This is a genomic window from Psychrobacillus antarcticus, assembly GCF_029533155.1.
In the GTDB taxonomy this organism is placed as follows: domain Bacteria; phylum Bacillota; class Bacilli; order Bacillales_A; family Planococcaceae; genus Psychrobacillus; species Psychrobacillus antarcticus.
The window spans coordinates 192,169-205,344 of record NZ_JAIZDB010000017.1 but is presented as its reverse complement, the minus strand read 5'-3'; the positions used below and the strand labels follow the sequence as shown (position 1 = coordinate 205,344).

Annotated in this window: 12 protein-coding genes; 1 reads left to right on the top strand and 11 read right to left on the bottom strand. The window is 36.8% G+C overall.

The window, feature by feature from the left end; all coding sequences use genetic code 11:
• Positions 1–2 precede the first annotated feature (2 nt).
• Positions 3–311, top strand: a complete 309-nt coding sequence (locus LDK52_RS11195; protein WP_277586050.1) for an AzlD domain-containing protein — start codon at positions 3–5, stop codon at positions 309–311.
• Positions 312–1,351: 1,040 nt separating this feature from the next.
• Here LDK52_RS11195 and LDK52_RS11190 read toward each other — a convergent pair.
• From LDK52_RS11190 to LDK52_RS11140, 11 genes are all read right to left on the bottom strand, one after another.
• Positions 1,352–1,609, bottom strand: a complete 258-nt coding sequence (locus LDK52_RS11190) for a CsbA family protein (RefSeq protein WP_277586049.1) — start codon at positions 1,607–1,609, stop codon at positions 1,352–1,354.
• Between the two features lie 8 nt (positions 1,610–1,617).
• Positions 1,618–2,787, bottom strand: a complete 1,170-nt coding sequence (locus LDK52_RS11185) for a PDZ domain-containing protein (protein WP_277586048.1) — start codon at positions 2,785–2,787, stop codon at positions 1,618–1,620.
• A gap of 86 nt (positions 2,788–2,873) precedes the next feature.
• On the bottom strand, positions 2,874–4,289 hold the full coding sequence (locus tag LDK52_RS11180; RefSeq protein WP_277586047.1) for a S41 family peptidase: 1,416 nt from the start codon (positions 4,287–4,289) through the stop codon (positions 2,874–2,876).
• A gap of 71 nt (positions 4,290–4,360) precedes the next feature.
• Entirely contained in the window at positions 4,361–4,939 is a 579-nt protein-coding gene (locus tag LDK52_RS11175; protein WP_277586046.1) for a redoxin domain-containing protein, read from the bottom strand.
• Positions 4,940–6,143: 1,204 nt separating this feature from the next.
• The gene (locus tag LDK52_RS11170; RefSeq protein ID WP_320415363.1) at positions 6,144–7,478 is read right to left on the bottom strand and encodes a murein hydrolase activator EnvC family protein; all 1,335 of its coding nucleotides are present in this window, start codon (positions 7,476–7,478) and stop codon (positions 6,144–6,146) included.
• 28 nt (positions 7,479–7,506) lie between these two features.
• The gene (gene ftsX, locus LDK52_RS11165) at positions 7,507–8,394 is read right to left on the bottom strand and encodes a permease-like cell division protein FtsX (protein WP_277586045.1); all 888 of its coding nucleotides are present in this window, start codon (positions 8,392–8,394) and stop codon (positions 7,507–7,509) included.
• Positions 8,384–9,070 (bottom strand): cell division ATP-binding protein FtsE, encoded by a 687-nt coding sequence (gene ftsE, locus LDK52_RS11160; RefSeq protein ID WP_277586044.1) that lies wholly within the window; start codon positions 9,068–9,070, stop codon positions 8,384–8,386. Before ftsE ends, ftsX begins: the two co-directional genes overlap by 11 nt.
• 309 nt (positions 9,071–9,379) lie before the next feature.
• Complete coding sequence (gene cccB / locus LDK52_RS11155) at positions 9,380–9,727, bottom strand: cytochrome c551 (protein WP_277586043.1); 348 nt, start codon at positions 9,725–9,727, stop codon at positions 9,380–9,382.
• 50 nt (positions 9,728–9,777) lie between these two features.
• On the bottom strand, positions 9,778–10,653 hold the full coding sequence (locus LDK52_RS11150; protein ID WP_277586042.1) for a YitT family protein: 876 nt from the start codon (positions 10,651–10,653) through the stop codon (positions 9,778–9,780).
• A gap of 970 nt (positions 10,654–11,623) precedes the next feature.
• Positions 11,624–12,715 carry a methyl-accepting chemotaxis protein gene (locus LDK52_RS11145; RefSeq protein ID WP_277586041.1) on the bottom strand — a complete coding sequence of 364 codons (1,092 nt, stop codon included), beginning with the start codon at positions 12,713–12,715 and terminating at the stop codon, positions 11,624–11,626.
• Positions 12,716–12,727: 12 nt separating this feature from the next.
• Positions 12,728–13,096: a hypothetical protein gene (locus LDK52_RS11140; protein ID WP_277586040.1), complete on the bottom strand. Its 369-nt coding sequence runs from the start codon at positions 13,094–13,096 to the stop codon at positions 12,728–12,730.
• Positions 13,097–13,176: the final 80 nt, after the last annotated feature.

Genomic DNA, 13,176 nt, shown 5'->3' with positions numbered 1-13,176 from the left:
AAATGGGGACGTGGTATTGGTGGACATTACTTGGAATGGCTCTTGCCACATATATTCCAAGGGCATTTCCTCTTACCTTTTTAGAAGGGAAAGAATTGCCTCCGGTAGTATCGGGTGTATTACGTAATATTCCTTATGCAGTGTTAGGTGCTTTAATCTTCCCAGCTATTTTATATGTACAACAGGATCATCTTCTTTTTGGTTTAATAGGAACGGTTGTTGCATTTAGTTTAGCTTTTTTATTTTCTAATGTGATGGTTGTTGTACTAGGTACAATTGGAGTTTTAGCCGTATATAGCTTGATATTTTAGTCGCACATAAATTTTATAAGATAAACTTGCCAAAAGAAATTCACGGCATATTAAGGTCAAAATCTGTTTCTATCGTTTTCGAAGAGCTTTGGACAGACGTTTTGCTATATGATTACCGAGTGAATTTTTAGGGATGCTGGTTGATTGTGACGTTCGTCACAATCAACCAGCATCCCTTTTTTTGGTAATCTAATGGCGTTTGTCCCGCATTAACGGGCAGTAGAGAACTGCCTGTTAAAGCCCGAATGGTTCAACTAACAATCAGTGGGGGATAAAGCCCCACTGATTGAAGTGTCACTTTTTCTATCCGTCCCGCCTCTACAACTCTTAGAAACAGGTTAGTGCATTTCTGGCTAACTAGAGAAAAGATACTTTCTTATTGATAGAGGAAGCTCACGAAGATGAAATTTCGTTCGCTATCTCGCTTCTTTATTTAGTAACCACAAACTATTTCTCTTTATTTCCACTAGATTAAAGAAAATCTACTTTCTTCCTCTTTCCTTACAAAACAGTATCCCTACTTAAAAAGACAATTTTATCCCTTCATTAACTTGAACTACTCTTATCATATAAGCTAGAGGCAATGCAATATCTCCTAGTTGAGTACTACTCATTTAATTGATTGGAGTGCAAGGTGGCGACTCCTGTGGGAACAGCAAATGTTTTCTGCACCAATAGCGAAGCGACAGGTGCACGAGCTGATAGTCCCGCAGGAAAGACGTTGGTCAAACTATATTTGACCAACGTCTTTGCGACGAGTAACCGCAGGAGCATATGTTTTAGTAGTGACGAGGAGATTGAAGCCGTGCCCACGGAGGCCAACAGGATGTTGGTCATGCAATCGTTGTCGCATTGCCGCAGTACGCGGCGAACTTAGATTGCCTTCCTTTTTAGACGTGGCGCCCTTAGGCTTTGTTCTCCACCTGAAACGGAAATCAGTAGTATTAATCATTTTTAAAAGTCCTGTAAAACCTGTGTTCATACTGTATTTTTATATAATTGCTTATCTTTTAAAAAAGCAAAAAATCCGCCCTCTTTTGTTAAAGAGGCGGATTTTTTTTATTCTGACTTGTTTTCATATGGGTACTATACCAGAAACCTAATGTAAGTGATGCAGCGTCGATCACATAAATCCACCATCGATGTGTGTAGCCTGCGTAGACCGATGTGGTGAATAATGCGACGGTCAATATTAACGCGACATAATGATTGAATGTGATACGTGTAAATAATACGACGAGTAATGCCGGAGCAAAAATAGCCAATATTATTTGGGTTGTGAGTGATAGTGCTTCCATAGTTTCTCCTATCTAACTAAGATTAGACCTAGTCGATAATGATCATGTCTAAATAATATGTGCTGACGAAGACGTAATTCCCCATTTGAATCCAACACTTCTAGCCGACAATGAGCTGCATTTATTTGAACTGCTTCATATAATTCTTGTTCGTTTTCCACTTTCTGTCCGTTCACTTTTACAATACGCTCTCCGATTACTAAATTCATTTTCTCAGCTGGAGAACCGGCCAAGACACCTGCAATCATGACACCATTCGATTGAGGGGAGACAGCATAATTCCCTGTTTTTTCTTGTTGGTATTTCAGGATTGTAATAAGAAATCTTGCTACTACACCGACTAGCAGAGCAATCGCACTAACTAGTGGCGCAAAGTAACCGATAGCCGCAATTATCGTAATAACAATTCCTAGTTGCCAAACAATTTTTCCATATCCTTCGAAAAAATGAATAGGTAGAGAATGTTGAGATTTTTGTTGGAAACCAATTACAAATGGAAATAAAACTAAAGAAAAAGCAGTTTCGCCAAGAGAAAACTGTGGCCAATACGGTAAATAGGAAGGAATAACATCCCCCGGAATTACTAGTAGTATAGGCAATAACCATAATTTTTTCACATGATAAACAATTGCTTCGATACCTCTATGAGTAGTGACTAGTTTTGGAGAGGCCTGAGCAGCCCCATGTTTTTGTATAAGTACGCCCTCCACGATGAGTAACAGTCCAGCTATTACAGCAACTGATACAATCCCATCCCGAAGAACATCTAATCCAGAAACAGTCCAAGAAAATACGTCTAAACTCCAGTTATATGTATACATAGCATAGGCTGCTGCAGTACCTAATGCAATTGTATAAACAGCAGAACCAAACTGATACGTAAATAATAGTATAAATAATAGCATCCACACGCTATATATTAATAACCATGAATTAGGAATAACTAATCCGATAGCTACACTAATAACTGATAAAATAAGTGCCCAAACAATTCCATCTAACAAGAATCCCTTAGCTTCAGTCCATCCCCATAGAAGTCTAGTGCGAAACTGTCTTCTTTCTCTTTTCACGCGAACATATCCGATCAATATCGAGAAGAGAAGCGTAATATATATTGCTGGATGAAGGAAAAAACGCCCAATTCCTTTAACCAATTCGATTAATACTTCTTGCACCATACGCATCCCCCTCACTTACAACTCTACTTCCTATTATTGTAACAAACGTAGAGGGCTTTGCGTATAGGATTTTCGTATTTACTTTGTTATTTCATATCATGAAGCAAATAACCAATTCCCATTTGGAACTGTTTATCGTTTTCTCTGCTAGCTTTATAATCGAGAATAGTTTTTGTTATTGACTTAAAGAGTACATCATCAATCTCGGTAAACTCCTCTAAGCTTTTCTCTTTTCGATACTTTTCAATAACATCCTGCGTATCTTCATCAAAGTATCCATCCTGGCGACTTACATTATATCCTAGAGCTCCTAATACTTGTTGAACATACTTTACCTCTTCTCCAAAGTCGCCAACATGAAATTGTCCTTTATAATATTTTAAATCCATTGTATATAATTCATCCGGCTCGACCTGTAAATCTGCTTGAATTCCTTTATGATGGATCCACTCTTGTTTCGGAGTAAGCCATTTATGTGTAGAAATTTTTAGCTTTCCTCCATTCTGAAGTGGATGTGTCTCCTGAACTGTTCCCTTCCCAAAACTTGTTTCACCGACAATCATCGCGCGCTTATTATCCTTTAGTGCCCCAGCTAGTACTTCACTTGCAGAAGCACTACCACCATTTTGTAACAATACAACAGGAAGCTTGTTTAAATATTGATTGTCTTTTGTCTCGGTATTTAGCATTTCCAAGACACCTTTTGCATCTTGCATATAAGCGAACGTGGTGCCATTCGGCAATAAAGTACCGATAATTGTAGAAACACTATATAAATAGCCGCCTGGATTTCCTCTTACATCAATGACAAGACCATCTACTCCTCGTTCCACTAAGGCTTTCGATTGTTTCTCCCACTCTTCTCCAGTCTTCTCTCCAAATAACGAGATACTCATTATACCGACTGAATAATCATCAACTTCGTAAACATCACTAGTTACCGTATGCATGGCAATCGTGTCACGTTTCATATGTAATTCAACATGGCGGTTCTCACTAGCTCGATATACAGTCATTTTTACACTCGACCCTTTTTTACCACTTAATAACTTCATTAACTCTGTCATTGACTTTCCTTCTACTCTTTCTTCATTCACCCGAACAATTTCATCCTGAGATTTTAAGCCTGCTTTAAAGGCTGGTGAATCTTTTAAAGGTGCCACTACAACAAATTTTCCTTCGGAGAGCATAATCTCCGCCCCAATTCCAACCCGTTCTTCCGCAAGTGATGCCTCTTGGTTTGCAGCTTCTTCTTTTGTTAAATACGTACTATGTGGATCTTCTAGTGCATCTGCCATTCCACGAATTGCACCTTCTACGAGCAGATCTTCATTTTTAGAGAATACTGCCTCTTTTTTGATTAATTGAAACGCTTCATCAATGACTTGACTATTGCTCACGTTTTTTTGTTCTGTAGCTGAAGGTTTCATCAACCACATATACCCAATACCTAAAATAACAACGACTAACAATCCATAAAGAAAAAACCGACTTTTGCGCAAGTTATACCTCCTACTTTTCCACTAATATATGTGTGGAAAGAGGAATTTAATACTTGCCCAAAAATCGATTCTTATTTTAAGTTGTTTACATATTCTGTTAACATTTGCTCATCCATTGGTCCAACAATCTTATTTTGAATGGTTCCTGTCGTATCAATCATATAAGTAGTAGGTATCGTAATCGCTTGATACATATCCCCAACTACACCTTCTTCATCTAAAGGAATCGGGAAACTGAGTGCATAATCTTCTTGAAACGCTTGCACTTTCTCCAACCCGACATCAGAACTTGTTAAATTGACAGCTAAAATTTCTACATTTTCTTTTTCTGCCATATCTTCATAATAGTTTTGCATATGTGGCATTTCCGCTTTACAAGGACCACACCAGGTAGCCCACAAATTTAAAACGACTTTTTTTCCTTTATAATCAGCGAGCGTAACTTCCTCACCATCTAATGTAGTTAACGTAAAATTAGGCGCTGCATTTCCTTGACCTAAGCCTTCATTCGCCGGATTCATTGCCAAATCTGTGCCCATTTGCTCTCCTGCAAATGCTTCTTGTTCATCAATATTACCTCTTACAAAGGATGTGGTTGCGATTGCAACTAATGCAGCTATAACTATAAGCCCCAAAATTTTCTTCTTCATATGATACCTCCTACTGATACGATCATATTTCACTGCCCTTATTATATGTTATTTACTGCGTTAAATACGAATTAATTGATTTGTAAATATGGCGATGCAGTGAATGGAATGAAAGAATTCTACGTGTCTACGTTAATGAAACGTCGAAGAGACACTATAATAATCGTTCAATAAATAGTTAAACTTTCCATTCCGCAAGTAAATCTACACCGAGCGCAAGTAACCAGTGAAAAGGTAGAAATTTCTATACCGATGAGCGCTTGCCTCACGCTATGCATGAGCCTTCAAGGATGATCGCTAGCGCTCCTTCATTCCTTTTGAAGTCTCATTCCTCGCACTCATGCGGCTTGGAAGGCGCACACCCTAGTTACCGCTAATAACAAAGAATTAAAGTTCTAAATTTACGAATAATTTTGAAGTAGTTTATAAAATCCAATCAATTAATGGATAAATTTTCCACCAAGCAAGTGAATTTACACCGAACGCAAGTAAAATCACTATGACCGTTGGTAAATAATGATCGTCCGCCAGTAACATCCTTTTGAACGCGAGTAAATAATGATTGTCCGATAGTAACTGGCAAAACGGAATAAATTGCTTTATAGAGGCCTTTTCTAGAATGCTATTTACTAGTACTTTAAAGGTCTTAATGTTTCTTTCTTATATAATCTATTTCAATCATCGTTTTTATAGTCTTACTCCGCTCAATCTTATCGTTAATACCTACGCACTTATTGATTGAAGTGTAACGCGGCGACTCCAGCGGGAACAGCGAGAAAGTCGAGACCCCACAGGGAGTATATATATTAATATGAAGAATGACTCCCCGAATCCTGTGTCAACGAATTAAAAATCATCATATTGCCCCGAGGAGGCTCGGCCTCGCCCGCGGAAAGCGTCCGCGTGTAACGGAAATCATAGTATTACTATTACTTCTCACTTTAATTACACCTTTTAATTCATCGTTTTTATAATACTCACTCTGCTCAATCTTATCGTTAATACCTACTCACTTATTGATTGAAGTGCAATGCGGGGGCTCCAACGGGAACAGCACGAGCTGAAAGCCCCGCAGGAACGCAGTGACGAGGAGATTGAAGCCGTGCCCGCGGAAAGCGTCCGCATGAAACAGAAATCATAGCCTCATCTGGTTTATTGATCAAAAAAAACGCTTCTCCACGAATGGAAAAGCGTTGAATAAAAGTTATAAAGAAATATATCTCAATGGGTTAACAGAGTTTGTGGCCATACCTTCCCAGTTTCCTACATGAATCTCAAAATGTAAATGAGGACCAGTAGAATTACCAGTAGTACCAATAGCTCCGATAATCTGTCCTTTTGAGACTACTTGTCCAACACTCACTTTAATACTGCTTAAATGCGCATATAAAGAAGTGAAAATCTGGCCATCTATAGAATGTGTCACCATGATTGCATTTCCATATGTACTAAGCGGAGAAGCATAAGAAATAACTCCATCGGCAGCTGAAACTACTGATGTACCAGTACTGTTTGCGATATCAATACCATAATGGGTTTTTGTTCCACCATGAATTGGATGAGTTCTCGAACCGTATCCAGAAGTGAATCGTCCAGATGCAGGTTTTGTCCAAGAACCAGCAGAAACATTAGGAATGGCTGAAGAAGAACCACCATTTGAATTTGAATTTGCACTTGCACTTGCTGCTTGCTGACGTTTTCTTTCTTCTGCTGCTTTACGTTTCTTTTCTTCTGCTGCTTTTCTTGCAACTTCAGCTTGTCTTTTTTGTTCAGCTACAATTTTATTTTGCGTTTCTTGGCTTAAGTTTAGAATTTCATCATATTCCGTTTCTAATACTTCTTTTTCTACATGTAATTTTGCTTGCTCGACTTCTAATTGATCTACCAAATCGCCTTTAGAAGCTTTTTGCCCATCTAGAGAAGCCTTTAAATTTACAAGTTCACTTTTACTATCTTCCTGCTGTTGCAGTTTTTTCTCCAAACTTGCTTGTTGCTCTTCTAATTGTTTTTTATCATCTGCTTGTTCTTTTAATATGGTACGATCTGCATCCATTAACGTATTGACTGCAGAAAAGCGGTCGATAAAATCGATGAAGCTATTTGCTCCTAGCAGGACATCTATATAACTAACAGAACCTCCACTTACTTGAACAGCGCGGATACGTTCTTTTAATAGTTCATCTCGTTCTTCAATTTTTCTTTCTAGCTCTTTAATAGAAGCATTTAATTTTTCAATTTCAGTTGTCGTTAATTTTATTTGATCTAACACTTCAGAAATCTGTGCTTCCGTATTAATAATTTTAGTATCTAACTCTTTAATTTGCGCCATAATTTGATCGATTTTCGATACATTTAGATCAATCTTACCTTCTGTTTCTTTAATAGTTGAGTCAATAGTATTTTTTTGTTGATTTAATTGTTTCTGTTCATTTTTCAAATCATCTAGAGTATTTGCAAGCGCATTTGGAGTTGTTATTAAAAGTGCTCCAGTTGTAGCTATAGCCATAATTCGTAGCATCCATTTAGACTGTTTTCTCAAAATTTCTTGCTCCCTTCAATTTACAAATCTAAACACGTAGAAATTTGCGGACTGACATGAAACTTCCCCAAATGCCTATTAATACACCCATTAATAAAATCAAGCCGTTTACTTGATATATAAAGGGTGAAAAATCGAGCAGTTCAAATAATTTTCCTTGTTGTAATCTTGGAGCTAGCAAATTATAGACATTATAGTAGAGTACTGTCACTAACGTAATAGGAACAATTGAGCCTAAAATTCCAAGCCACATACCTTCTAAGATGAACGGAATACGAATAAACCAATTCGTTGCTCCGACTAGTTTCATAATTTCAATATCTCTTCTTCTTGCAATAATTGTAATACGAATCGTGTTAGAAATTAGGAACATTGCTGTAAATAACAATGCTAAAATCAATACTAATCCAACGTTTCGACCCGTGTTCAAGAAAGAGAATAGTCTTTCTATCTTACCTTCTCCATACCTTACTTCAAACGTATTATCGAGACGTTCTAATTTCTTTGCCACTGCTTCCGTTTCTTGGGGATTGACAGCTTTAGCATAAAATACATTATGTAATGGATTTTGTTGTTCAAATAATTGTAAATCATCTCCAAAATCAACTACTAATTTATTTAATTCGTCGCCTTTTGGAGAAAATGTAACTTCTGCTACTCCTGCTGTATCTTTAATCTGTTGTTCTAAGTTTGTAATAGAAGCTTCATCCGCTGTTAATTCGACAAAGACTTTAATCTCTACGTCTTTCTCCAAATCATCTGCGATTTTGTTTAAGTTCATCATGATCATAACGAACACACCAACAAGTAACAATGTAACAGTTACTGCACTTACCGAAGCAAATGTCATCCATCCATTTCGACTGATGCTCTTTATACTCTCTCTGAAATGTCTTCCTAATGTTCTACCCTTCATAACCGTAATCGCCTCCGTATTCGTCTCGAGTGATTAATCCACCCTCAACAGCAATAACACGGTGTCTAATAGTATTAACAATTTCTCTATTATGAGTTGCCATAATAATTGTTGTTCCTCGAGCATTAATTTCTTCAAATATATTCATAATTTCCCATGAGGTTTCTGGGTCTAAGTTTCCTGTAGGCTCATCTGCTATAACAAGTTTTGGTGTATTTACAATGGATCTGGCAATTGACACACGTTGTTGTTCTCCGCCTGAAAGCTCCGTTGGGAACATTCTTGCTTTGCCTTTCAACCCTACCAGTTCTAAAACATCCATAACTTTTTGTCGTATTACTTTTGGTGTTTCTTCTATAACTTCTAATGCAAACGCCACATTTTCATAAACACTCAAACGTGGTAATAATTTAAAATCTTGGAACACTACACCGATTTGGCGTCTTAGAAGTGGAACTTTACTATTTTTTAAAGTAGCTAAATTGATACCATTTATTAAAATATCTCCTGAGGTTGGGCGTTCTTCTCGATACATCATTTTGATGAATGTCGTTTTCCCTGCTCCACTTGGTCCAACTACATAGACAAAGTCACCTTGTTCAATCTTTACATCAATACCGTTTGCGGCAACAATACCATTTGGGTATTTTTTGTAGACATTTATCATTTCTATCATTAATAAACCACCTATTTAGATTCGTCATAAAATGCAACACGCCTATTATAACATTAGAAGCGCTTTCGTTTGTTACAAACATATTTCAATTTATAGGTAAAATTAGGAATAAATCTTTAATACAAATCTATGTTTTAGCCTAACTAGTAAATTTCACTCACATACCATTTACCTACTCCCCCTATACATTCTACATGAAGCGAGGAGATTCCTTCTTTTATTCACTTGAATTGTCATATTTAGCAATAAAAAAAATCAGCTACTCAATAAGAGCAGCTGATCTCATAAAATGGGGTTACTGTGCTAAAATTATTTCTTTTCCGCTAACCACTTAGCAACCGCTTGAGCGTCTTCTCCAGTAATAATATTACCAGGCATTGCGCCTTGACCGTTTTCAATAACATTTAATATTTCATCTTGTGATAAGCGTGCGCCAACATTTTTTAGAGCTGGAGCGTTACCTTGCCCTTCTAAATTTTGACCATGACACATAATACATTTTCCGTTAACGACCTGTTCTGCGTCAACTGAAGCTGTTTCAGTTGTAGTTTCAGTGTCAGTGGATACATCTTTATCCTTATCAGCATTATCATTGCCGCCACATGCAGCTAGTACTAAACCTGCTCCAAATATTAAAGCTAATAGTTTCTTGTTCATGTTAAAACCTCCATTTTTCGAATTTTGTATGCATAACTATTATACCAAATTTAGGACCTTTTAAAACCTTCTCCCAATACCTCATAGGCATCCGAAACTATGACAAAAGCAGCAGGGTCAATAGTCTTGATGATATGTTTCAGCTTTGTGAACTCTGTTTGATATGCCACTACCATTAAAATTGGCCGTTCCACATTCGTATACCCACCATAAGCTGGAAGTTTTGTTACACCGCGGTCTATCTCGGTATATATAGCATCCCTAATTTCATCTTGTTTATTCGTTATAATATAAATCATTTTGGATTGACTAAATCCTAGTTGCACAAGATCAATTGTTTTTGTCGTAACAAATAAAGCGATTAGCGCATAAAGAGCCTTTTCAATGTCGAAAACGACTGCAGCGCTTAGCACTATTAATCCGTCTAAAAAAAACACACTTCTCCCAAGAGAAAATCCTGTATACTTCGTAATTATTTGTGCCGCTAAATCGGTTCCACCTGTGGATGCGCCACCTCTAAAAACAATACCTAAGCCTAAACCTACAGAAATTCCGCCAAATAAAGCTCCTAGCAATGGATTCATCGTCCACGGTTCCCAGTTAGCTGACACTAGTACTACTGCTGGTAACACTAGTGTACCTACGAAGGATTTAATGCCAAATTTTGCACCTAAAAAGATTAGTCCTGCTATAAATAAGGGAATATTAAAAGCATATTGCACGAGTCCTGGCTCCCAACCGAAGACGCCTTTTAAAATGGTACTAATTCCGCTTACTCCACCAGAAGCTATTTGGTTTGGTAATAAAAAGACATTAAATGCAATCGCAATGATGGCTGCTCCAATTATTACATATACATAATCCTTCGCATTTTTTATAAAAGGATGTGGTTCTTTATATTGTTTTCGAATATTGTTAGTTTCCATTTGATATCCTCTTTCATCTGAATACTTGTGTTTGCCTGCACTAGTATAACAAGTGAAAAGTAATTTGTGAACTTCATCCAGATAGCGCGTTGACGAGGTGAAGTGATTGAAAGGAGGGTTTTGGTTTGTTATATATGTTTTCTCTAAAGATTAGAAGTTATACATACGGCTGAGGAGAAAAGCTTAATATGTGCTTTAAGATTAAAACCTGTTTCTTTCGTTTTCGAAGGGCTTTGGACAGACTTATTGCTATATAATTACTGGTTCATTTTTTAAAGATGCTGGTCGTGACTGAAATCACGACCAGCATCTCTTTTTTTCGGTAATCTTATGGCTATTGACTGTCCGTCGCCCTTCTATAACTCTAATAAACAGGTTAGTGCATTTTTGGATAACTAGAGAAAAGTTCCTATCCTATTCATAGAGGAAGCTCACGAAGATACAATTTCGTTCGCTATCTCGCTTCTTTATTTAGTAAACACTTACTATTTCTCTTTATTTCCACTCGTCTAAAAGAAAATCTACTTTTTTCATCCTCATTTCAGCATAGTTGACGAATTTATCATTATATTTACTATGACTACTTTTATCTGCTTAGCGATAGGCTATGCAAAATCTTCTTGTTGAGTACTACTCGGTTATTTGATTGTAGTGAAAGGTGGCGACTCCGGCAGGATCAGTGAGACAGATGAAACATCACATCGACGCGCAAGCGACGGTGATGGTTCATCGCTCACCCTGCAGAGGCCAACAGGATGTTGGTCACGAAGGCGTTGAGGCCCACAGGAGGTGGGTTATGCAATCGTTGCCGCAGGACGCGGCGAACTTAGATTGCCTTCCTTTTGAGATGTGGCGCTCTAGGCCTTTGTATCCCACGCCTGAAACGGAAATCAATAGTATTACCGGTTTCTAATCTTTTAATAATCTCTTAAAAAAGAGCATGTCCTAGGACACGCTCTTTAAGTAGTAGTTAGTTATTGTTAATACTTTGGGCTTCTTTGTATGTTTCGTCGATATATTTTGCAATTGTTTGTTGATCTTCTGTTATTTGAACGAGTGTTGCGTTGAATTCTTCTACAATTGCTGTGCTTTCTTCAATAATTGCAGCAAATTCATTCGTACTTGTATTAATGGATTCTGTATTATTGGAAATGATATCTACGTCCTGCATAAATTTAGCTAACTCGGTTTGTAATTTCTTCATCGTTTCATGAAGGTTATTAAATGATTTATTCGATTTATCAGCTGTAGCTACTTGAACATAAATTTGGTTTACTCCATTTTCTAGCTTATTTAGAGCTTCTTGATTATATTTATTTAATTCATTTAAATTATTATCTATCTTTTCAAGAGACTGATCAGTTACACCTGCAAGTTTTCGGATTTCTTCAGCTACAACAGCAAATCCTTTTCCTAGTTCTCCGGCTCTTGCAGCTTCTATAGAGGCATTCAAAGCTAGAAGATTAGTTTGTGCTGTAATTTGGCGAATATCACTAGCAAAGTTATTTGTTTCATTAATTTTTTCAGAAAGTCCATTGAAGGTTTTATTTAGTTCCACAAAAAAGACTGTAAACTCATCGATTTCGCTTTTCATCTTTTCCATCACCGTGGAACCATCGGATGCATTCTGTTCTGCTAATTCTGCTTGTTTAACGATTTCATGCAAATGTCCTGCCATTTCTTTCACTGAATAAGAAGTTACCTCTGTATTTTTCACAATTTCAACTACATGGTCTGCTTGTTTTTGGGAACCAATACTAACTTCACCTACAGCAACAAGCATTTCTGCCTGTGCATTATTCATATTAAATGTATTCGTACGAATTTGCTCCAAATTAGTCGTAATGACAGATACAGCAGTTTCTAATTTTTGGTGTAGAAATGTATCTTCATCTGATTTTTCTTTAGCAGCTTCTATAAGATTTTCCACATCCATGAATAACTTTTTACTCTGTCTTACTTGTAAAAATATTCCGAGTGCCATAATGAACTGGATAAAGAAAATATTCACAGTTCGTCCCTCAAATATACCAGAATCATCCCACATCACATTCAAAATCATAGCTACCACACATTAAATGTAACCGTATACAAAAATACTTTGTTTAGAATGTAAGCTACTTAAAATTAGGAGGAAAAGTGCTAAAACGATTGTAGCAATACTTACTTCATTGAAGTAACTCATACTTATCGCTGTTATCGCTCCTGCGAGTACGACAAAATAAGGAAATATACGTGCCGTTTGTATGGATTTTCTGGCGATGAAATACAAAATAATCGAGATTACAAAAGGTATTCCAATTGAAATAATGACTACCGTTGCCTGTTGAATAATAATTTGTACTAGTAATCCAAGTCCTGCTGCTAATGCGTAAGCTAAAAATAATATGAAGTTTTTTCTCTTTAAATCTTCGTTCTTTAACTCATTCATATTCATTTTCATTTTCATTTTCCCCTATCTATAATATTCTGAAAAATTAAAAAACCAATGTTATAAAATTATAACATTGGTTTACAAAAGGT

Excerpts from the sequence above, each read along its gene's own strand:
- LDK52_RS11195 (WP_277586050.1), top strand. The coding sequence starts at position 3 with ATGGGGACGTGGTATTGGTGGACATTACTTGGAATGGCTCTTGCCACA.
- LDK52_RS11190 (WP_277586049.1), bottom strand. The coding sequence starts at position 1,609 with ATGGAAGCACTATCACTCACAACCCAAATAATATTGGCTATTTTTGCT.
- LDK52_RS11185 (WP_277586048.1), bottom strand. The coding sequence starts at position 2,787 with ATGGTGCAAGAAGTATTAATCGAATTGGTTAAAGGAATTGGGCGTTTT.
- LDK52_RS11175 (WP_277586046.1), bottom strand. The coding sequence starts at position 4,939 with ATGAAGAAGAAAATTTTGGGGCTTATAGTTATAGCTGCATTAGTTGCA.
- ftsX (WP_277586045.1), bottom strand. The coding sequence starts at position 8,394 with ATGAAGGGTAGAACATTAGGAAGACATTTCAGAGAGAGTATAAAGAGC.
- ftsE (WP_277586044.1), bottom strand. The coding sequence starts at position 9,070 with ATGATAGAAATGATAAATGTCTACAAAAAATACCCAAATGGTATTGTT.
- cccB (WP_277586043.1), bottom strand. The coding sequence starts at position 9,727 with ATGAACAAGAAACTATTAGCTTTAATATTTGGAGCAGGTTTAGTACTA.
- LDK52_RS11150 (WP_277586042.1), bottom strand. The coding sequence starts at position 10,653 with ATGGAAACTAACAATATTCGAAAACAATATAAAGAACCACATCCTTTT.
- LDK52_RS11145 (WP_277586041.1), bottom strand. The coding sequence starts at position 12,715 with ATGATTTTGAATGTGATGTGGGATGATTCTGGTATATTTGAGGGACGA.
- LDK52_RS11140 (WP_277586040.1), bottom strand. The coding sequence starts at position 13,096 with ATGAAAATGAATATGAATGAGTTAAAGAACGAAGATTTAAAGAGAAAA.